At 69.5% G+C, this 19,206-nt stretch carries 16 protein-coding genes and 4 pseudogenes; 13 read left to right on the top strand and 7 right to left on the bottom strand.

Going from position 1 to position 19,206, the window contains the following annotated elements:
* Window positions 1–104 precede the first annotated feature (104 nt).
* The 6 genes from ACWEKM_RS16310 to ACWEKM_RS16285 all read left to right on the top strand — a co-directional run bounded on the left by ACWEKM_RS16310 (window position 105) and on the right by ACWEKM_RS16285 (window position 8,601).
* On the top strand, window positions 105–362 hold the full coding sequence (locus tag ACWEKM_RS16310) for a phosphopantetheine-binding protein (RefSeq protein WP_451621833.1): 258 nt from the start codon (window positions 105–107) through the stop codon (window positions 360–362).
* Window positions 349–4,764: an amino acid adenylation domain-containing protein gene (locus ACWEKM_RS16305; RefSeq protein ID WP_451621832.1), complete on the top strand. Its 4,416-nt coding sequence runs from the start codon at window positions 349–351 to the stop codon at window positions 4,762–4,764. Before ACWEKM_RS16310 ends, ACWEKM_RS16305 begins: the two co-directional genes overlap by 14 nt.
* 26 nt (window positions 4,765–4,790) lie before the next feature.
* Window positions 4,791–5,846 carry an ABC transporter substrate-binding protein gene (locus ACWEKM_RS16300; RefSeq protein WP_451621831.1) on the top strand — a complete coding sequence of 352 codons (1,056 nt, stop codon included), beginning with the start codon at window positions 4,791–4,793 and terminating at the stop codon, window positions 5,844–5,846.
* A 56-nt stretch (window positions 5,847–5,902) separates the two neighbouring features.
* Window positions 5,903–6,868 (top strand): FecCD family ABC transporter permease, encoded by a 966-nt coding sequence (locus ACWEKM_RS16295; RefSeq protein WP_451621830.1) that lies wholly within the window; start codon window positions 5,903–5,905, stop codon window positions 6,866–6,868.
* A 3-nt stretch (window positions 6,869–6,871) separates the two neighbouring features.
* Window positions 6,872–7,702 (top strand): ABC transporter ATP-binding protein, encoded by an 831-nt coding sequence (locus ACWEKM_RS16290; protein ID WP_451621829.1) that lies wholly within the window; start codon window positions 6,872–6,874, stop codon window positions 7,700–7,702.
* Window positions 7,703–8,058: 356 nt separating this feature from the next.
* Window positions 8,059–8,601: a DUF4232 domain-containing protein gene (locus tag ACWEKM_RS16285; RefSeq protein WP_451621828.1), complete on the top strand. Its 543-nt coding sequence runs from the start codon at window positions 8,059–8,061 to the stop codon at window positions 8,599–8,601.
* Window positions 8,602–8,963: 362 nt separating this feature from the next.
* Here ACWEKM_RS16285 and ACWEKM_RS16280 read toward each other — a convergent pair whose 3' ends face one another.
* The 3 genes from ACWEKM_RS16280 to ACWEKM_RS16270 form a co-directional block, all read right to left on the bottom strand.
* Window positions 8,964–9,188 (bottom strand): hypothetical protein, encoded by a 225-nt coding sequence (locus ACWEKM_RS16280; RefSeq protein ID WP_451621827.1) that lies wholly within the window; start codon window positions 9,186–9,188, stop codon window positions 8,964–8,966.
* Window positions 9,189–9,262: 74 nt separating this feature from the next.
* The gene (locus ACWEKM_RS16275) at window positions 9,263–10,168 is read right to left on the bottom strand and encodes a MurR/RpiR family transcriptional regulator (protein ID WP_451621826.1); all 906 of its coding nucleotides are present in this window, start codon (window positions 10,166–10,168) and stop codon (window positions 9,263–9,265) included.
* 133 nt (window positions 10,169–10,301) lie between these two features.
* Window positions 10,302–10,568 carry a hypothetical protein gene (locus ACWEKM_RS16270; protein WP_451621825.1) on the bottom strand — a complete coding sequence of 89 codons (267 nt, stop codon included), beginning with the start codon at window positions 10,566–10,568 and terminating at the stop codon, window positions 10,302–10,304.
* A gap of 145 nt (window positions 10,569–10,713) precedes the next feature.
* Between ACWEKM_RS16270 and ACWEKM_RS16265 the strand changes: the two are divergent.
* The 4 genes and pseudogenes from ACWEKM_RS16265 to ACWEKM_RS16250 form a co-directional block, all read left to right on the top strand.
* Window positions 10,714–11,418, top strand: a pseudogene (locus ACWEKM_RS16265) (transposase); the annotation flags it as partial.
* 94 nt (window positions 11,419–11,512) lie between these two features.
* Window positions 11,513–11,663 (top strand): annotated as a pseudogene (locus tag ACWEKM_RS16260) (2Fe-2S iron-sulfur cluster-binding protein); the annotation flags it as partial.
* A gap of 383 nt (window positions 11,664–12,046) precedes the next feature.
* Window positions 12,047–12,733, top strand: coding sequence for a hypothetical protein (locus ACWEKM_RS16255; RefSeq protein ID WP_451621824.1), 687 nt, complete (start codon window positions 12,047–12,049; stop codon window positions 12,731–12,733).
* Window positions 12,734–12,958: 225 nt separating this feature from the next.
* The gene (locus ACWEKM_RS16250; protein ID WP_451621823.1) at window positions 12,959–13,120 is read left to right on the top strand and encodes a hypothetical protein; all 162 of its coding nucleotides are present in this window, start codon (window positions 12,959–12,961) and stop codon (window positions 13,118–13,120) included.
* 469 nt (window positions 13,121–13,589) lie between these two features.
* Here ACWEKM_RS16250 and ACWEKM_RS16245 read toward each other — a convergent pair whose 3' ends face one another.
* Window positions 13,590–13,955 carry a YybH family protein gene (locus ACWEKM_RS16245; protein ID WP_451621822.1) on the bottom strand — a complete coding sequence of 122 codons (366 nt, stop codon included), beginning with the start codon at window positions 13,953–13,955 and terminating at the stop codon, window positions 13,590–13,592.
* 98 nt (window positions 13,956–14,053) lie between these two features.
* On the opposite strand from ACWEKM_RS16245, the gene ACWEKM_RS16240 reads away from it, so the two are divergent.
* Window positions 14,054–14,953: a LysR family transcriptional regulator gene (locus tag ACWEKM_RS16240; protein ID WP_451621821.1), complete on the top strand. Its 900-nt coding sequence runs from the start codon at window positions 14,054–14,056 to the stop codon at window positions 14,951–14,953.
* Window positions 14,954–15,006: 53 nt separating this feature from the next.
* On the opposite strand, the gene ACWEKM_RS16235 is transcribed toward ACWEKM_RS16240, so the two are convergent.
* Window positions 15,007–15,309, bottom strand: a complete 303-nt coding sequence (locus ACWEKM_RS16235) for a hypothetical protein (RefSeq protein WP_451621820.1) — start codon at window positions 15,307–15,309, stop codon at window positions 15,007–15,009.
* Between the two features lie 20 nt (window positions 15,310–15,329).
* Here ACWEKM_RS16235 and ACWEKM_RS16230 point away from each other — a divergent pair.
* A pseudogene (locus ACWEKM_RS16230) lies at window positions 15,330–15,434 on the top strand (IS3 family transposase); the annotation flags it as partial.
* Window positions 15,435–15,503: 69 nt separating this feature from the next.
* Here ACWEKM_RS16230 and ACWEKM_RS16225 read toward each other — a convergent pair.
* Window positions 15,504–15,785: pseudogene (locus ACWEKM_RS16225) on the bottom strand (oxygenase MpaB family protein); the annotation flags it as partial.
* 102 nt (window positions 15,786–15,887) lie between these two features.
* Between ACWEKM_RS16225 and ACWEKM_RS16220 the strand changes: the two are divergent.
* Window positions 15,888–16,502 (top strand): DUF6000 family protein, encoded by a 615-nt coding sequence (locus tag ACWEKM_RS16220; RefSeq protein WP_451621819.1) that lies wholly within the window; start codon window positions 15,888–15,890, stop codon window positions 16,500–16,502.
* Between the two features lie 874 nt (window positions 16,503–17,376).
* Here the strand turns inward: ACWEKM_RS16220 and ACWEKM_RS16215 are convergent.
* The gene (locus ACWEKM_RS16215; RefSeq protein ID WP_451621818.1) at window positions 17,377–19,188 is read right to left on the bottom strand and encodes a protein kinase domain-containing protein; all 1,812 of its coding nucleotides are present in this window, start codon (window positions 19,186–19,188) and stop codon (window positions 17,377–17,379) included.
* Window positions 19,189–19,206: the final 18 nt, after the last annotated feature.

The following is a 19,206-nucleotide window of genomic DNA, read 5'->3' as shown; positions in this document are numbered from 1 at the left end:
TGCCGTTCCCGCCCGTGCCGTGCCTGCCCGTGCCGTTCCCGCCCCGGCGCGGGCGCGCCGACGGCACCGGCACACCACCGGACGAGCCACTGAGAGAGAGTCCCATGCCTGAACCCCTCACCCTGGACGGTTTCCGCGCGGACCTGGCGGAGTGCCTGTTCCTGGAGCCCGGCGAAGTCGACCTGGAGGACAGCCCGCTGGACGCGGGGCTGGACTCGCTGCGCATCGTCACCCTGCTGGAGCGCTGGCAAGAGGCGGGTGCCGAGGTGACCTTCGTCGAACTTGCCGAGCGCACCTCCTTCGCCCAGTGGTGGCAGCTGCTCACCGAACGCCGGCGAGGTGCCGACCATGCCGACGCCTGAGCGCCGTCCGCTGCTCGCCGCCCAGGAGGGCATCTGGGCCGGCCAGCAGCTCGACACGGACAGCCCGGCGTACAACACTGCCGAGTACCTGCGCATCGCCGGTCCGGTGGACCCGGCCGCCTTCGACCGGGCCCTGCACCACGTCGTCGCCGAGACCGAAGCCCTGAACGTCACCTTCGACACCGACGACACCGGCCGCCCCTGGCAGATGCACACCCCGGCCGTCGACTGGCACACCCACCTCGCCGACCTGACCGCCGAACCCGATCCGCACGCCGCCGCACTGGCCTGGATGGACCAGGACCTGGCCCGTCCCGTCGACCTCACCCGCGCCCCGGTCTTCGGCCACGCCCTGCTGCGGACCGCACCGGAGGAATACCTCTGGTACCACCGCGTCCACCACATCGCCCTCGACGGCTTCGGCCTGTCCCTCGTGGCCCGGCGCGTCGCCCAGGTCTACACCGCCCTCCTGGCCGGTCAACCCGTACCGGAGAGCGGCTTCGGCACCCTGGAGTCCGTCCGCGCCGAGGAACGGGCCTACCGCGAATCCGCCCGCCACGCCGAGGACCGCGCCTACTGGACCGACCGCTATGCCGACCGGCCGCCGGTGGCCACCCCGGCGGGCCGGTCCGCCCTGCCCGCCCGCACCTTCCACCGTCAGGTCACCGACCTCGACCCGGCCGGAGCCGACACCCTGCGCACCGTCGCCCGCGAACTGTCGGTGACCTGGTCGGAAGTGCTGATCGCGGTGACCGTCGCTCATCTGCACCGGGTCACCCGGGCACCGGAGATCGTCCTGAGCCTGCCGGCGATGGCCCGCCTCGGCTCGGTCTCCCTGCGGGTGCCCGCCATGGTGCGCAACATCCTGCCCCTGCGGGTACCCGTCGCCCCCGGCGACAGCCTCCGCGTCCTCGTCGCCAGGGTCTCGCGCGGACTGCGCGCCGGACTGCCGCACCAGCGCTACCGCTACGAGCAACTGCGCCGCGACCTGAAGCTGGTGGGCGGGCGGCGCCGACTGTCCGGGCCCGGCGTGAACATCATGCCGTTCGCGTACGGCCTGCGGTTCGCCGGGCATCCGAGCACCGCCCACAATGTGTCCGCCGGCCCCGTCGACGACCTGGCGGTCAACGTCTACGACCGCGGCGACGGCACCGGTCTGCGCATCGCCGTCGACGCCAACCCCGACCTGTACACGGAGACCGAAACGTCCGGTTTCCAGGAGGGCCTGCTCGCCCTGCTGGAGCAGGCCCTCACCGCCCCGGACCGGCCGCTCGCCGCCCCGGACCGGCCGCTCGCCGCCCCGGACCGGCCGCTCACCGCCCCGGACCGGCCGCTCGGCGGCCCGCGGACGCGCCAGGCCGTTCCCGTCCTGGACGGCGGCCCGCTGCCCGCGCCCGCCCGCCCGGTACTGAGCCTGATCGCCGACCACGCCGCCCGCCGGGGCGGGGCCCTCGCTGTCGAGCACGCCGGAGCGACCCTGACCTACGCGCAACTCTTCGACACCGCACGCGACATCGCCCGCAGACTCACGGGCCGCGGCGTCGGCAGGGGCGACCTGGTGGCCGTCGCCCTACCCCGGGGCACCGACACCGTCGCCGCCCTGGTGGGTGTCCTGCTGTCGGGCGCCGCCTACTGCCCCCTCGACCCGCACGCCCCCGCCGACCGCACCGCCCGGCTGCTGACCGACACCGCTCCGGTGCTCGTCCTGACCACCAGGGACCGCGCCGCCGACTTCCCCGACTACGCCGTACTACCGCTGGACCGCCAGGACTTCGGCCCCGTCACCACGCGTACGCCACCGGCACCGAGGCTCACGGACCTCGCATATGTGCTGCACACCTCGGGTTCCACCGGCCGGCCCAAGGGTGTGGCGATCGCACATGGCGCGCTGGCCCACTTCGTCGCCGCGGCCACGCACCGCTACGGGCTGCGTCGCGAGGACCGCGTCCTGCAGTTCGCCCCGCTGCACTTCGACACCAGCGTGGAGGAGATCTTCCTCACCCTGTGCGCCGGTGCCACCCTGGTGATCCGGACCGACGACATGACGGAGTCGGTGCCGCGCTTCCTCGCCGACTGCGCACGGCTGCGGGTGAGCGTCCTCGACCTGCCCACCGCGTACTGGCACGAGGTCGCCTACGCGGTCTCGACCGGCGCCGCGGCCCTGCCCGAGGGTGTACGGACCGTCGTCATCGGCGGCGAGGCGGCCCTGCCCGAACGCGTCGAGCGCTGGCGCAAGACCGTCGACACCTCCGTCGCACTGCTGAACACCTACGGGCCGACCGAGGCGACCGTCGTCGCCACCGTCGCCGACCTGCACGACCCCGGCCTCACCGCGGGCGACGTCCCCATCGGCCTGCCCCTGCCCGGCATCCGCGCCGCCGTCGTCGACGGCGAGCTGTACCTGCTGGGCGACACCCTCGCCGACGGCTACCGGGGAGATGTGCCCGACGGCTCGCGCTTCGCCCCGCTCACCGCCCTTCCCCAAGCCCCCCGCGCCTACCGCACCGGGGACCTGGTCCGGGTCGGCGAGGACGGACAATTGCGCCACCTCGGCCGGGCCGACACCGAGTTCAAGATCAGCGGGCATCGGGTGCAGCCTGCCGAGGTCGAGAGCGCCCTGCTCACCCATCCCCGGGTCCGGGAGGCGGCAGTCAGCGGGCAGATCCTGCCGGACGGCACCAGGCGTCTGGTCGCCCATCTGGTGGCAGCGGCCCCGGCGCCGTCCGCCGCCGAGGTCAGGGAGCACCTGCGGGCCAGGCTGCCCGCCGCGATGGTCCCCTCCGCCGTCGAACTCGTCGACCGGCTGCCGCGCACCAGCTCCGGCAAGATCGACCGGGTCGCGCTCGCCGAGCCGTCCCCACACCGGGCGCCCACCGCCGGAAGTCCCCTGGAACAGGCCGTCACCGGCATCTGGCGGCAGATCCTCGGCACCGGTGCCGTCACGGTGGACGACGACGTGTTCGACCTGGGGGCCCAGTCCCTCCAGGCCATCCAGGCGGCCAACCGGCTCGGTGTGGAACTCGGCCGGGATGTGAAGGTGGCCTGGCTCTTCCAGTACCCCACCGCCACCGCCCTGGCCCGGTTCCTCGCCGACGCGGAGCGGCCGAGCCCCGCACCGGCCGCACTCCCGCAGACCCTCCTGACCGACAGTGAGCTGGATCCGGGAATCCGGCCCGCCATCGGCCGCGCTCCCCAGGCCGCCCCCCGGCGCGTTCTGCTCACCGGCGCCACCGGCTTCGTGGGCGCGCATCTGCTGGCGCGACTCCTGGCCGACACGGAGGCCGAGATCGTCTGCACCGTACGGGCACGGAGCGTGCCCGAAGCCACCACCCGCGTCCACGCGGCGCTCACGCACCACGGCATCACGCTCGACGCACAGGCGTCGGCCCGTCTGACCGTCCTGCCCGCAGACCTGGCCCGACCCGGCCTCGGCCTGCCCCGGGAAACCCTGTCCGACCTTGCCGCGAGCTGCGACGCGATCCTCCACAACGCCGCGACCGTCAGCATCATGCGCGACTACGTCACCCTGCGCGCCGCCAACACCGAGTCCACCCGGCAACTGTTGCGGCTCGCGGCCGTCAACACGACACCCCTGCACTATGTCTCCACCCTGTCCGTGGCACCGCCGGTGAGCCGCAGCCCCGAGGTGCCGGAGACGTTCCTGCCGGCCCACGAGCAACTGCGCCACGGCTACCAGCAGTCCAAGTGGGCCTCCGAAAGGCTGCTGGAACAGGCGGCCGAACGCGGTCTGCCCGTCACCGTCCACCGGCTGGGCCGGGTGGTCGGGCCCGCCGACACGGGCTACGTCAACGAGCGGGACTTCCTGTGGAACGTCCTGCGCGCAGGGATACCGGAGGGGATCGTCCCGGAGCTCTTCGAGGACGAGATCTGGACACCGGTGGACTTCGTGGCACGTTCCCTCGTCCACCTGAGCCTGGGCCCGGACCCGGGCGCGAAGTCCGCCGGTCCGGTCTTCAACCACGCCACCCTGCCCCGGGTACGGCTCGCGGATGTCTACGGCTGGGTGCGGGAGTACGGCTATCCGATACGGACCCTGTCGCTCACGCGCTGGCGGGAACTGCTGCCCGGCTCGGCCGACGTGGCCGCCACGACGCTCGCCTTCCTCGACGCCGCCGAACAGGCCGCCCCGACCGACCTGCGCCTCGGCCACGTCCACACCGACCGGGTCCGCGCCGGCCTGGCAGGCAGCGGCATCACCTGCCCGCCCGTCGACCGGGACCTGTTCTTCCGCCACCTGGACCACTGTGTGACCGCGGGTATGCTGCCCGCCCCGCCCAGCGGCACACGCTCCGATCCGGGACGCCCGCGAAATAGTCCGCAACTGCCGGGAACTCACGGCCACCACACCCCGACTACTGCAGCGGAACCCTTCAGTTCATGAGCACATCCCGCACGCAAGGAGCCCGTATGTCGATGAACCGGCCGGTCGCTGCCGCCCTGGCCGCCGCCCTCTGTCTGCTCACGGCAGCATGTGGCTCCTCGTCCGACGACAAGGCGAGCGCCGAGTCGAACGAGGCCGAGGCCGCGGCCGCGAAGACCGGCTACCCGGTCACGCTGGACAACTGCGGCCAGCAGGAGACCTTCAAGAAGGCCCCCAGCCGGGCCGTCGTGATGAGCGGCGCCTCGGTGGCCGAGGTCTCCACCCTGCTGGCCCTCGGCCTCGGAGACAAGATCGTCGCCAACCAGCAGAGCTACGGCAGGTCCGAGGTGGCGGACCGGGCGGAGGCCATCAAGAAACTCCCCACCGGCGACGTGAAACTCAACGACGCCTACGACATCCCCCGGGAGGCCATGCTCGGCCTGCGCCCGGACCTGGTGCTGTCCACCACGTCGTACGGCTTCGACGAGAAGAACGGCTTTGCCACCCGTGCCCAGCTCAAGGAGGTCGGCGCCAACACCTACGTCTCCCCGCAGGGTTGCGACCAGGACACATCGAAGATGACCATCGCCGACAGCCACCGGTTGCTGCGTGACATGGGGAAGGTCTTCGGTGTGAGCGACAAGGCCGAGAAGCTGATCGCCGCCTCCGAGAAGAACATCGCGGCCGTCTCGGACAAGGTGTCGGACAAGGCGAAGGGGGAGAGGACGCCGAAGGTCATGGTGCTCTTCTCCAACATGTCCATGGGCGGCAACGACTTCAGCTCGGTCGCCGCCAAGGGCATCTACAACGACATCCTCGCCAAGGCCGGCGGCTCCAACGCCTTCGAGAACGCCTCCACAACCTCCTTCGCCGACCTGAGCAAGGAGAAGGTGGCCGCCACCGACGTCGACGCGCTCGTCGTCATCGCCTACAACGACCCGAACCCGGCTGCCTACGCCAAGAAGCTGCTCAAGGAGTTCCCCCAGTGGCCGGCCGCCAAGAACAACGCGTATGTGACGCTGTCCGACTCGATGTACCTGGGCCCCAGCAACGACCTGGCCGTGGAGAAGATCGCGAAGATGCTGCACCCGGACGCCTTCTGACCCGGATCAAGGTCCCGCTGGCGTTCACGGTCCTGCCCGTCGCGCTGGCCGCCACCATGATCGTGGCGATCAGCGTCGGCGCCGTCAACATCCCGCTCGGCGATGTGTGGGGCATCGTCCTCCACCACGTCACCGGCGCGGGGGCTGCGCCGTCCGACCCCGCGCTCGACCAGATCGTCTGGAACTTCCGCACTCCGCGGGTGGTCCTGGCGGCCCTGGTCGGCGCTGGCCTGGCCGTGACCGGCGCGGTGCTCCAGACGGTGGTGTCCAACCCGCTGGCCGACCCCATCGTGCTGGGCTTCTCCTACGGCGCCACCCTTGGCGCGGTCCTCGTCATCACCCTGGGCAGTGGCGTGGCGCTCGCCGGGCTCGGCGTGTCGGCGGCGGCCTTCCTTGGGGCGGTGGCCGCCGGCGCCCTCGTCTTCGCGCTCGGACAGCGCCGGGGACGACTGGCCCCGACCCGGCTGGTGCTGGCGGGCGTCGCCATCGGCTACGTCTTCCTCTCCGCCACCAGCTTCGTCCAACTCCAGGCGACCCCCACCGAGTTGCGGACGGTGATGTTCTGGATGCTGGGCAGCGTCGCGGGCGCCCAGTGGGACCAACTGCCCACGGTCACCGTCGTGGTGCTCGTCACGACCGCACTGCTGTCCCTGTTCGGCCGTCGGCTCAACGTGCTGCTGGCCGGTGACGAGTCGGCCACCGCGCTCGGCGTCGACGTCAACCGGCTGCGTGCCGTCCTGCTGGTCCTCAGCGCCCTGCTGACCGGGACGGTCATCGCGGTCGCCGGCAGCATCGGCTTCGTCGGCCTGATGATCCCGCATCTGGTGCGACTGACCATCGGCGCCGACCACCGACGGCTGCTGCCCCTCACAGCTCTGCTGGGCGCCGTCTACCTGGTCCTCGTCGACCTGCTCTCCCGCACCCTCAACCGCCCCAACGAACTGCCCCTGGGCATTCTGACCGCCCTCCTCGGCGCCCCGTTCTTCCTGTGGCTGCTGCGCCGCAACAAGGGCCTGGACTGAAGCATGAAACTCATCGTCGACCGGCTCCGGATCACCCTGGACCGCAACCCGATCCTGCGTGAGGTGAGCCTTGAGGCCCGCGCGGGGGACATCGTCGGCCTCGTCGGCCCCAACGGCAGCGGCAAGTCCACGCTGCTACGTGCCGTCTACCGCTCACTCCGCCCGGCGGACGGGGCGGTCAGAGTGGGCGAGGACGACGTCTGGGAGCTGTCCCCCCGGGCCGCGGCCCGCCGTACGGCTGCCGTTCTCCAGGACGCCGGGGGCAGTACCACCGGCCTGACGGTCACCGAGATCGTGGCCCTCGGCCGTGCCCCCCACCACGGTCTGCTCGGCCGTGACGGACCCGAGGACCACGACGCCGTGTCCGACGCCATCGCCCGCTGCGGGTTACGGCCCTTCGCGGACCGCGACTACGCCTCCTTGTCCGGCGGTGAACGCCAACGCGTCCTGCTGGCACGGGCGCTGGCCCAGACTCCCAGGCTCCTCGTGCTGGACGAACTCACCAACCATCTCGACATCCGGGCCCGGTTCGAACTCCTGGACCTGATCCGGGCCACCGGCGTCACCACGCTCGCTGTCCTGCACGACCTCGATCTCGCCGCCCGCCTCTGCGACCAACTGGTCGTGCTGCGTGGGGGAGTCGTGGCGGCGGCGGGACCGGTGCTGGAGGTGCTCACTCCGGAGCTCCTCGCCGATGTCTTCGGCGTCCGGGCGAGCACCGAACGGCACGCCGACGGTGTCGTCCGCATCACCTACGCGGCCAGCCCCCTCGCGAACGCTGAGAGCCCGGAGAACGGCGCGACCCACATCGCCGAGATCCCCGACCACACTTGAACGTAGTTGAGTGCGCGTCAGACCTCGGAGCCCCTGACCACGAGTGCGCCGGGGGAGTGGCGCCGTAGCGGGCCGCACCGCGCTGTGCGAGTGCCCTCGCTCGAATGAGTGGTCAGAAGAGGGACCGGGCGTGGTCGTGGGGTCGTGGACCTACGGTCAAGGCATGTGCACTGCCCAGGCCAGGTCCGCTGACGGGAAGCTGGTCCGAACGGGCGCTGCACAGCAGTGGGGAGCCTGGCTGTCGGAAAAAGTTTCTCCGGCACACCGAACCTCCCCCGGACATTGCGCATCTTCAGGTGCGTAGGCGCGCACTGACTACGCACGCCGATTCGTATGTGAGGGGAACCCGGAACTTCATGAAGAGCAAGCTGACCGCCGTGGCCGTTGCGGCCGTCGTCGTCGCCGGCACTGCCGCCACCACCATCCCGGCCTCGGCCGCGTCCACCAGGGCCGAGCCGACCCGCTGCCACACCGCCGACCTGAAGGCCGGCTTCGCCACGGGGGATGACGCGAAGCCGGAGATGGAGCAGACCAAGAAGCAGACCCAGGCGTACATCTGGTTCACCAACCAGAGCAAGCGCACCTGCACCCTGTCCGGCTTCGCCGGTGTCGACATGATCGGCGCTCAGCAGACCGACGGCACCTGGTCGCTGGCGCGCTCCTCCAAGAAACCCGAAAAGTTGACCCTGAATCAGGGGGACACGGTGGACTTCAGTGTCACCCTGCTCCCGGTGGCCGGGTCCACGCCGCAGAAGGAGAAGTTCGTTCCGGCGAAGTTCCTGGTCACCCCGCCGAACGAGACGGAGCACTTCACCCTGAAGTGGCCGTTCGGCGGCCAGATCCTCAAGCAGGACGGCGCCACCCACCCGGCCACTTACCTCAACCCGGTCGGGCTGTAACCAACTGGGCAGCCTCTGAGCTTGCCTTCAGCGTCACTGGTGGCCACCGCAGAACACCCGGAACGAGTTGAAACCTCCGGATGGTGCGGTGGCCACATCTGACACGCGCCACGCCCGGCCTTCTCACGGGGGCCTGGCAGATAGGCGCGGGGGCTGGTGTTGCCAGGTCGACCGGACACACCGGCACACGTGACGGTGCCGCCGACTTCGCCATCCCGGCCCGCGTCGGCTCAAGCCGCGTAGAGCCCGTGGTCGAACAGGGTGCCGCCAAGGGGGCGCAGCCGCGGGGCCATGACCGGGGAAGCAGTGCGGGAGTCGGTCACCAGCCCAGAGCTCGGCTCCCGCGAGGAAGGCAAGTCCGTTCACGACCGCCCTTCGATCCGGTTGCCCTCGGAGTCGAACCGGTGAACGCGGTCCGCGGGCGCGTGCGCGGTGATCTGCGCGGGCACGGGTTCGTCAGCGCGCAGCCGCATCCGCACGGTCTGCTGACCGCATTGGAAGTGCACGATCCTTTCGGTGCCGATCAGGTCGGCGTCGACGACCGGTCGTTGCTGGGCCGACGTGGCGTGCGGTCTCGAATGCGCCATTGTCGGCGATGGCGGTGCCGTTCATATCGAGTGCGCCGAGGGTGCAGGGGGGACAGGTATCGGACTCGGAAACCTCAAAGCGTGTGCTCGGCCGTGACGTCGGCCATGGTGTCGAGGAACTCACGGGAACGCTTGGGGCGGCTGAGGGTGATGCCGACGAACAACGTGTCCAGCACGGCCAGGCGCGCGAGCCGGGTCGTCATCGATTCCAGACGGAACCCGAGGTCCGGGGCGCCGGCGACCAGGAGGTGATGCGCGTATGTGGCCAGGGGTGAGCGGAGGTGGCTGGTCACGGCCACCACCCGGGCTCCGCGGCTGTGTGCCGCCTCGACCGAAATCAGGGTCTCCTTGGTGGCGCCGGTGTGACTGATCGCCAGCACCGCGTCCCGCTCTTCCAACGCACGGGCGATGAGGTGTTGGCCGAACGTGTCGGACGGTGCCTGCACCACAAGCCCCAGCGTCGTGAGCCTGTAGGCGACATCCTTCGCGGGCGCCGACGACGTGCCGTTGCCCACCACCAGGATCCGCCGGGCGCCGGCGAGCGTCTCGACTGCTCCCTCGTACGCGTCCAGATCCAGTGTGCGGGCGATGTCCTGCATGATCAGAGCACTGTTACGCAGCACTACACGAGGAACGTCGCGCCGCGGCGTTCGTGGGCTGATGTCCTCGGCGTGCTCGAGATCGTCCTGCTCTCGTTCCTGGGTGGCGAGATCGCTGGCCAGGGCAAGCTTCAGGTCGTGGAATCCCTTGAATCCCAACTTTTGGCAGGCCCGGATCACCGTGGACTCCGCGGTCCCGGCCCGGTCGGCCACCTCGGACACCGAGGAGGTCAGCACCCGCTTGGGGTCCTGGACGATCAGGTCGACCACCTTCAGCACGCTGGGTACCAGCCCTGCCCGGCCTGCCTGGATCCGAGCGGCGACCTGGCCCGTGCGGAGGCGGGGAGAGCTGTTCGGCTTCGCGCGGTTCTTTTCTGTCACGCGAGGGACTATACCTCCCCCTAGCCCGAATTAAGGAGGATAATTCCGCACTTCTGCCAAATGTGGGGATTATTATTTCTTCATTGGCCGGGCGGACGCTGCGGAGTCATCCGGTCTCCCTGGCGGCCCCGTCCTAGGCGACGCCGACTGTAGACCGTGCGGGGCGGTCTGCGTCTGCAAGTACATCGGCCGGATTGCGCGCTGTCCCTCGCCCTTCGTCGAGGGAGAGTTCGCCGATCCGCTCCGGCTGCTGAACGGCGCCGGAACGCAGCGGAGTCTTGCCGGAGAAGAACCAAAGGTCGCCAACTCGCATTGCCTGTTCGTACTGGTAACGCGATGCCGAGATCTGGGGCAGCTCAACTTTCAATTCAGCTTGCCGCTGTGCGATCTGTTCGTTCACGACAACTCCTCCGGGACTGCAACCGACTCATCCTAGATGACAACGCCACCGTCCCCACCTCTGACGTTGAATCCACAGACCACGCGGCCGAGTTCGCACGGTGGTGCGGTCTGCCCGTGGAGCGGACCCAGGAGGATCCTCTCCCATGACAACACCGACCGGTGTCTCACCCCAGACCAACGCCCTTCGGGTCACCGGCTTTCAGCCCCTCGTTGCTCCCGCCGTCCTCCGCGGCGAGCTTCCCCTGGGGCCGATTCGCGCAGCCTTCGTGGAGAGCAGTCGTCATGCCGTCAGGAAAGTGCTGACCGGCGAGGACGATCGGCTTCTCCTGGTCGTCGGCCCGTGCGGCCTCAGCTACACGGTGGGCATCTCCACCACGACCGCCGCCCATCCGGAAGAAGCCGCGCCGCACCTGCCGCCCTACGGCGATCGCGGCCCCCGGCCCCAGCCCGTATACCCCGAGCCGGCTTTGGCGGTGAAAAAGCTGGTCATCGCGGCCGGCAAGCAGGCAGCCAGGTCGGTGCAGTGGCGGGAAGGCTCCTGCCCGGGCAGTGGCCGCAGCGGCTTCAAGCGCATGTACTCCCGCTTCGTGGCCCCGCGGATCAGGCCCGCCGGACGCGAGATCCGTAAAGCCGTATGCGGCCCCGAACTTCCGCTGCGCCGGCTGCTGGCCGAACGGTCCGTCACCGAACCCGAACCCCTCCAGTTCTGGCTGTCCAGCCTGCCCGCCGACACCCCGCTGGCCACCCTCGTGCGCACCGCGAAACTGCGCTGACGCATCGAACACGACTACCGCGAGATGAAACAGGCCCTGGGTCTGGCCCACTTCGAAGGCCCCGCCTGGAGAGGCTGACACCACCACGTCAGTCTCGTCTCCGTCGCCCACGCCTTCTGCACCCCTTTGCTCGTCGTGTTCGTGCAGCATCCGCATGACGGTTGGGGGCACGGTGGGCGCGGTCCCGCACCCGATGCAGCAGGCGTGGCTCGACCACGACGTGGCCCAGCGGCTACTGCCAGCCGGGCCAGATCATGGCGGCCGTCTCCGTCGTACTCCGAGCGGCGGAGGCAGGATGCGAGACAACCGCCGCAGACCTACCTCGACGGGATCCGCAACATCTCCGCCGCTACCCTGAACGGGGCGGGAGCTGCTGGGGACGGGGGTTCGGATGACGACGTGGGCAACATCCACCTGCCGGTGCGGCCATCAGCGGTACCGCGATGGAGACCCGGTGTCCTCCGGCTCCTGCCCGGACGACTGCACGGACGACTGCGTGTGCACCGCGTTCGGGGTGCTTGCGCCGGGTCCGGGGCATTGGGATCGCGAGCCGTCGGTGCCTGAGCCGGACCGTACCCCGCATCCGGCCTGCCCATTGCAGGACCCGGGCTGCCTGGGTTTCCACGACTTCGTCGACGGGTGATGGAACGCAGCGGACCGCAGGCCGCCTGTGGCCGCGCGGCATGATGATCGGGGTGTCCGGATGACGGAGATCGAGGGCGCGCGCGAGGAGTTGGACCGGGCTGCCGAGTCGCTGTGTGCGGAGTTGCGCCGGCTGGCCGCGCGGCTCACCCCGGGCCGGGTTCCGGAACCCTACATGCCGTCCGATCCGTTCATTGTCGACCGGCATGAGCCCTTGCTGTACCAGTACCACGCCACGATCCGCGTCGAGCGGCCCGCCGAGGACTACGACGTCACCGCGGCAACCCGCGCGGCGACGCTGCTGACCTCGGCAGGCTGGCAGGTCACCGACGAGGTGACGGATGCGGGCAGTGACACGGAGCTGACCACTGTTACTGCGTGTCGGGACGGGTTCCAGGTGCGGGTGCGTATACAGCGGGGGTGCGGAGGTGTCGTCTACGGCGGGCAGACACCAGCGATGCCGTTGTATACGCCGAAGCCGTTCGTGCGCCCGGACCCGGTACGCACCCCGGAGACGGTGCGGCGGGGCTATGTCTTGTGCAACGAGTGCGACGGGCTGGGCTGGTGCCCTGTCTGTGAGGGGTGCGGATGGTGCCCGAGCGAGGAACACGGCCGCGAGCGATGCCCGGAGTGCTTCGAGGAGAAGTTCTGCCCGGTCTGCCAGGGCCATGGGGAACTGGAGATCAGCCGCTTGCCGGACTGGCAGCGCGACCAGTACCCCGAACTGCGGGAGCAGTCACAGGACTGAGGGTGGTGCGTAGCCAAGGTCTGCCATGGTCATGGCCCATGCCGTAGACCGCGGCTTTGTCGGCGGGTTCTGTCCGTTTGCGCTCTGGGACCCAGGCGGTGGCCGTCGCCGACTGGAGGAGTTCAGCCGGGCCGGGGTGGTCTTCTCACGGTTCAGGTCATCCCCTTCGCGACTGCCCAAGCCGTCAACACCGGTGAGATATCGAGCGACGAGCGGGCGGTGCGGATGGCGCTGTTCGGCGTTATGGCGGCCGTGCTTGCTATCGGCTTGCTGTTGCTGCTCGTGCGGAACACGGCCGGACGTTGGCTGATCGTGGCAGGCGGCATCCGCAAACAGGATGTCCTTGCCGTAGTACAAGCGAAGGATCTTCCGCATAGTCCCCAGTGACACGGGCCATGCCCTCCCGGGCTGCCCTCCCGGGCTCACTGAGCAGGGTTCACTGCACCTCCGATGGCACACAGACAACATGCGCTGTCACGGTACGACCGTGATCTGCCGGGACCGCTCCAGCGGTTACGGGGAGGGCTCACGAGTCGGGGCGCCGCAGGCCGCACAGGTCGCGGACCGCTATCACCTGTGCGCCAACCTCGGCCGCCGGCGGAGCCGAAGGTCGTGACCCGGCTTGGTGAACAGCGCGCCGTCGCCCACGAGTTGTGGGAGCAGGGGATGTCGAAGGCGGTGATCGGCCGGAGACTCGGGCTGCACCAGGCCACCGGACTGGCTGGAGCACCGGCGCAGCCGGTGGCCGAACACTGCAAACCTCCGCCTGCTGATCAACCAGCTGTGCGGACTCCGCGCGGGCCCTCCTGGAGCGGCCCCTGGAATCACCACGATCTTGTGGGGCCACCCGCGGACGTCAGCGGGTGGGCGGGACGAACTCGGGCTGGTCGAGCAGGCGCAGCCAGCTTCCGTCGGGCTGACGCCGGACGACCTGCGCCCGGGCGCCGGCCCCGTCCTTCGGCGGGGTCGAGGTGAGAGCGATGTCGCCGCTGATCAACGTCGGCAGAGGTGGTTCCGGCTCAAAGCGGGGAGCGCCGGCCAGCACCTTCTCCCATAGCGCACGGATCGCCTCCCGCCCCATCGTCAGCTCGCCGGGCGGGTAGGCCATCACTGCATCCTCTTCGTAGAGCGCGGCGACCCCGGTTGCGTCACCGGCATTGGATCGCTCGACGAACAAGCGGGTGATGTCTTCGGGCCGCATGGCCTGCTCGTACTCCGGCATGGGTTCCTCCTGATGTCGGGCTTCGGTGCTTCCCAGCGTGGTCGCCCGCCGACCAGAAGTCCAACAGATGGATTTTCTGCAAACTAGAATCTGTACTCATGGAACTGAGGCAGCTGGAATACTTCGTCGCCGTCGCCGAGGAGCGGAACTTCACCCGTGCGGCCGAGCGGGTGCACATCAGCCAGTCCGGCGTCAGCGCCCAGATCCGCCGGCTCGAACGGGAACTCGGTGCCGAGCTGTTCGACCGGTCCGCCCGCACCGTCACCCTCACCGTCGCGGGGAAGGCCGCGCTCGAACCCGCCCGTGCCGCACTCGCCGCGGCCGGAGCGGTCGGCCAGGCGGTGGGCGAGGTGACCGACCTGATCCGGGGGCGGCTCACCGTCGGGATGGTCATCGGCTGCACCCTGACCCCGCTGTTCGACGCCCTCGCCGGATTCCACGAGGCGCATCCCGGCGTGGAGATCTCGCTGCTGGAGGACAGCTCCGACCGGCTCCTCGAAGGAGTCCGTACCGGCGCCGTCGACTTGGCACTCATCGGCGCCGCAACCGCCACCCCCGACGGGCTGGACGCACTGAGAATCATCAGCGAACGGCTCATCGCGGCAGTCCCGGCCGGGCACCCCTTGGCCAAACGACGGCGGGTCACCCTGCGCGACCTGATGGCCTACCCGATCGTGTGCATGCCACCCGGCACCGGCCTGCGCGCCGTATTCGACCAGGCTTGCGCCGCACAGAGTCTCCAACCCTCGATCGCGCTGCAAGCCAGTGCCGCGGATGCCATTGCCGACCTCGCCGCCCGCGGGCTCGGCATCGCCATCCTCAGCAGCTCGATGGCCGCGAGCTACCGCGACCGGCTCACCGCCCGCACCATCGATGATGTCGAAACACCAGCATTGCTCGCCCTGGTCTGGAAGAGCGCACACAACCCCTCGGTACGCGAGCTGCTCGTACACAGCCGGCAAGCATTCACGGACTCTCCGGGGCTGCACCAGTACTGAACTTGAACTGGTGGTGTCGGCTCAGGTGCTTGCTGTGCCGCGGGCCGGCTGTTCTACGATCCCGTGCTTGCCAACCGTGAGGCTACGATCGCCACGAAGTGCTGCAAGACGGCGAACGGCAGCGTCTGCGTCTCGTCGAAGAAGACTTCTGCCGGCTTCTCCTCCTCGGGGGCGTAGGCAACCACCGTCACGGCTGCCGGTCCGGGAGCCGGTGAAGCAGGCAGGGCAGGGGCTCCGCCCGGAACTATGCGGGCCTCGCTGAGCTCGAATTGAGTGGTCCGGCCCTCGCCCGCACCCGTCTCGGTGGTGAGAGCACAGTACAGATCACCGTCGTAGTCCCAGGTCAGCAAAGACATGGCGGTGATGCTGCCCTACCATCCGCGGCCGCACCTTCACCACCCGCGCCGAGGCCAACCTCGCGCTCTTCCAGTACATCGACGGCTTCTACAACAGCCGGCGCATCCAGAAACGGCTCGGCTACCTCAGCCCCGTGGCGTCGGTTTCCCTCCACCGAAGCGCGCTGCTGCCGGACGCCCCGCAGATCTCGATGTCATCCCTGCCGCGCCCCCGCCAGTCGGCCCCGTGCGGCGGTCTGGATCTGGGAGGGCCCGAGTCCCCACTGGAGGGTACGCCCGACGGCCGTCGCCAGGGGCCGGTCCCAGCCCGCGCGGACGGGGGCCGGGCGGTGGATGCCGAGTTCGGTGCGGGCCCAGTCGGGGAGGAGTCCGACCGAGGCGTTCGTGAGCAGACCTACGGCCAGCCGCTCCCGTCGGGTGCGTCCGAACCGGCGGAGGAACAGTACCGAGTCCAACGCGGCCTCAGCGGCGTGGAGTTGGGGGCGGAGGCGACTGAGCCGCGCCCCTCTTCCTGGCTGGTGGGCTCAACATCAGAAAGAAGTGGCCTCGTTGCGTACCAGCGAGGCAGGATCGGCCCTGTGATACGCCATGCCCATGAGGATCCCGAACTGCTGGCTGCGGTTCGCCGGTATGTCACGCCCGAGCGGCGCTATCTGAAGCTCGGCGGCGCCTTGCTGCGCATGCAAAGCCCTGAGTACGACCGATTTGTGCGACGGCTGAGCGAGGATGCGGGAGTCATCACTGCGGAGGAGATCGCTACCCTCCTTGAAGGCGGGTGGCGCGAGCGGAGGACTGCGGCGTGGCTCGTAGCTGTTTCCCAACGGACCGAGTTCCGTGAGCGCCTCGGGGAACTCCTGCTGGCCAGCGAAGTCTGCTGTGTTGGTCTGGCTTACTGCGTGGCCCTGGCCAGTTCTGGAACGCCGCGTGATGCCGATCTGCTGGTCGCCTACCTTGATTGTTACCTTCGCCGTCCCGACCTCGCGTACGACCAGGCCGTGGTTATGGGCGCTCTCCTCTACATCGATCTGAACCTCAGAGGCGATCAAGCGGCCCGCTTCCTGGTCCCGGGCGGGTTGTGGCAACGGTGGCTCGAGGGTGCATCCCACATGCAGCTCACCACCGCCCCTGGCACCTACCTGAGCCTCATTCGTCGGCTCTGCGCCTTCGTCGACGAGTGTGCCGAGGCGACATGACGGCTACGACCCTGATCAGGTAGTCCTGCCGGTATTGGGGTGACGTCAACGGAACGTTGATTCTGAGCTCCTGGCGGAGGGCGGTGCAGTGGAAGTCACGGTGCAGTGGATCAAGACGTCCTGGACGAAGCAGTCGCGGGGCCCTTGCCTCGCGCCGGATCGCCCCATACAGATGGAACTTGGATCTCCACAGCGCCCGGTCCCCAAGCTCACGGATCTGACTATCGGCGAGAGGCGATGTACTGCGTCCAGTCGCGCTTGGCCAGAGTGGCCCACCGGGTTGGCATTGCTCACGCTGGTGCCTGTGACTTCAGAGAGGATCGACGCAGGAACGTTGGCGGCCAGGGCGAGGCGGGCGGTGTTGCGACCGGCGAGTCCTTTGAGGTTGTGCTTGCGGAGTTGAAGGTGGATCGACTGCAGGCACATCGGACGAGCCGGGTTGTGGCCCAGGAAGAGCCACGGGGTTGTGCTGGCGGAGCGGTTGTTCTCCCAGGCCGCTTCGGCTTGCTCCAGGCGCTGCGGGACGAGAGTCGAGATGCGGGGCGGCAGGTCCACGTGGTGGTCGTGCCGACAAGGCGAACGGCTCCCGCTCGGAGCCGCGCCTACCTGCGCAAGCGCGGTATCCGCTGCACGATCCTGGAGACGCGTGACCAGATCGCCAACCGCAAGAAGGGTGATTCCCGCGGTGGCCGGCCACCGAAGTTGGACGCGGCCGACTGCAAAGAGCGCCGCGCGGTCGAGTGCGGGATCAATCGCCTCAAGCGCCACCGCGCGGTGGCGACGAGATACGCCGGACTCGCGGTTCCGCTACGAAGCGACCGTGCTGGTCGCGGCCATCAACGAATGGCTGTGACCAGCACTTTCGAAAGACACCCTAGTAGGGCACTGTGTCGCACCAGGTCTTTGCCCAGGCGGAGGCGCCGTGCTTGTTGGCCGCGCGCACGGTGATGCAGATCTTGTCGCCCGAGTACGGGCCGTTGATCGTGTAGCTGGTGTTGCTGGTGGAGTAGACGGTGTCTACGTTCTTCGCGGTGTAGTTGCTGCCCTTGTTGGTGTAGTGGATGTCATAGCGGGTCGCGCGGGAGACCGCCGTCCAGCTCGCCTTGATCGGCATGTTGCACGCTCCGAAGCAGGCGTTCGTGTAATCAAGGCGGTAGCTCTTCAGGCCGGGCGGCGGGGAGCCGGCGGACGAACCGGAGGAGCCGGAGGAGCCCGAGGACGAGTCACCGGGGCCGGACGAGCTCTGTGCGGTCGTGGCCGAGGAGTCGTCGGACGAGCTGTTGCCGGAGGTGTCACCCCCGGTTGCTCCTGTGCTCCCGCTGTCTCCCTCCGCCTTGACGCCGTTCGTGGCGTCCTCGCCGTGATCGGAAACCTTTTCCTTCTTGTCCTTCCCGTCGGATGTCTTGGACGGTGAACCGATAGGCGTCACCGGCGAGTTACTGCCATCCGGCGTGGAACTCCCGCTGCTGCCCGGCGCCTGGGCGTGGGATCCGCCCCGATCACCGTTCCAGGGCTGGAGCACGGCCATCGTGGTCCCACCGGCGGTGAGGACGACGACCACAGGCAGAGCGATGAAGGTGCGGCGGCGCGGGCGGCGTTCACGCTTTTTCGGCTCGGCGCCGCCGCTGCCCGGCGCGACGACCGCGGGCGGCCCGGACCGCGGGCGCAGGTCCGCGGTCGCCCGGTCCCCGGACTCCTCGCGCAGCGGCCGTACCTCGGCGTCGAGCAGTTCGGCGGTCTGCTGCGCGATGCGCGCGAGGACGTCGGCGGGCAGCCAAGCCTTGTCGGTGGCCGACGGCCGGGCCCGCTCCGGGTCGGCCAACAGCTGGTCCACATCGGGTCGTTGCCCGGCGTCCTTGGTCAGACACCGCGTGATGAGCGCCCGCAGAGCGGGGTCCTCAAGGCCCTCCAGATCCGGCTCGTCCTGCACGATCTGGTACATGACCGCGTGCTGGTTGCTGGCCCCGTGCCCGAAGGGCAGCCGCCCCGTCGCCGCGTACATGAGCACACACCCGAGGGTGAACACGTCGCTCTTGGGTCCGGCGCTCTGCCCCTGGACCTGTTCCGGCGACATGAAGCCGGGAGAGCCGAGGACCATCCCCGTACTGGTCAGAAGCGACTCGACGGAGGTCTCCAGGGCCCGTGCGATCCCGAAGTCGATGACCTTGACCCCGTCCACGGTCAGCATGACGTTCGACGGCTTCAGGTCCCGGTGCACGATCCCCGCGTCATGGATGTCCTCCAGAGCGCGCAGCAACCCGTCGGCGAGTGTGTGCAGGGACTCGGCGGGCAACGGGCCGTACCCCCGCACGACCTGCTCCAGCGAGAGACCCGGCACATACCCGGTGGCGACCCACGGTGGCTCCTCGTCGGGCCCGGCGTCGAGCACGGGTGCCGTGTACCGCTCGGCGACCCGGCTCGCGGCCTCGATCTCCCGCCGGAACCGCGCCCGGAACCGCGCGTCCGACACATGCTCATCGTGCACCACCTTCACGGCGACGATGCGCCCGCCGTCGGACCGTGCGAGGAACACCTTCCCCATGCCACCGGCGCCGAGCCGCCCGAGCAGCAGGTACGGCCCGATCCGCGCCGGATCCAAGGCGGTGAGCAGTTCGACGCCCCCGCCGAAGCGGCTGTCCCACCGGGTCTTTCGCTCGCCGCTCCCGTCCCCGTTCGAACTGCTCATACTGTATGGCTCCCCTGT

This window comes from Streptomyces sp. NPDC004752 (genome assembly GCF_053601275.1).
Note: the sequence above shows the minus strand (reverse complement) of the source record. Positions and strands in the feature narration are given on the sequence as shown.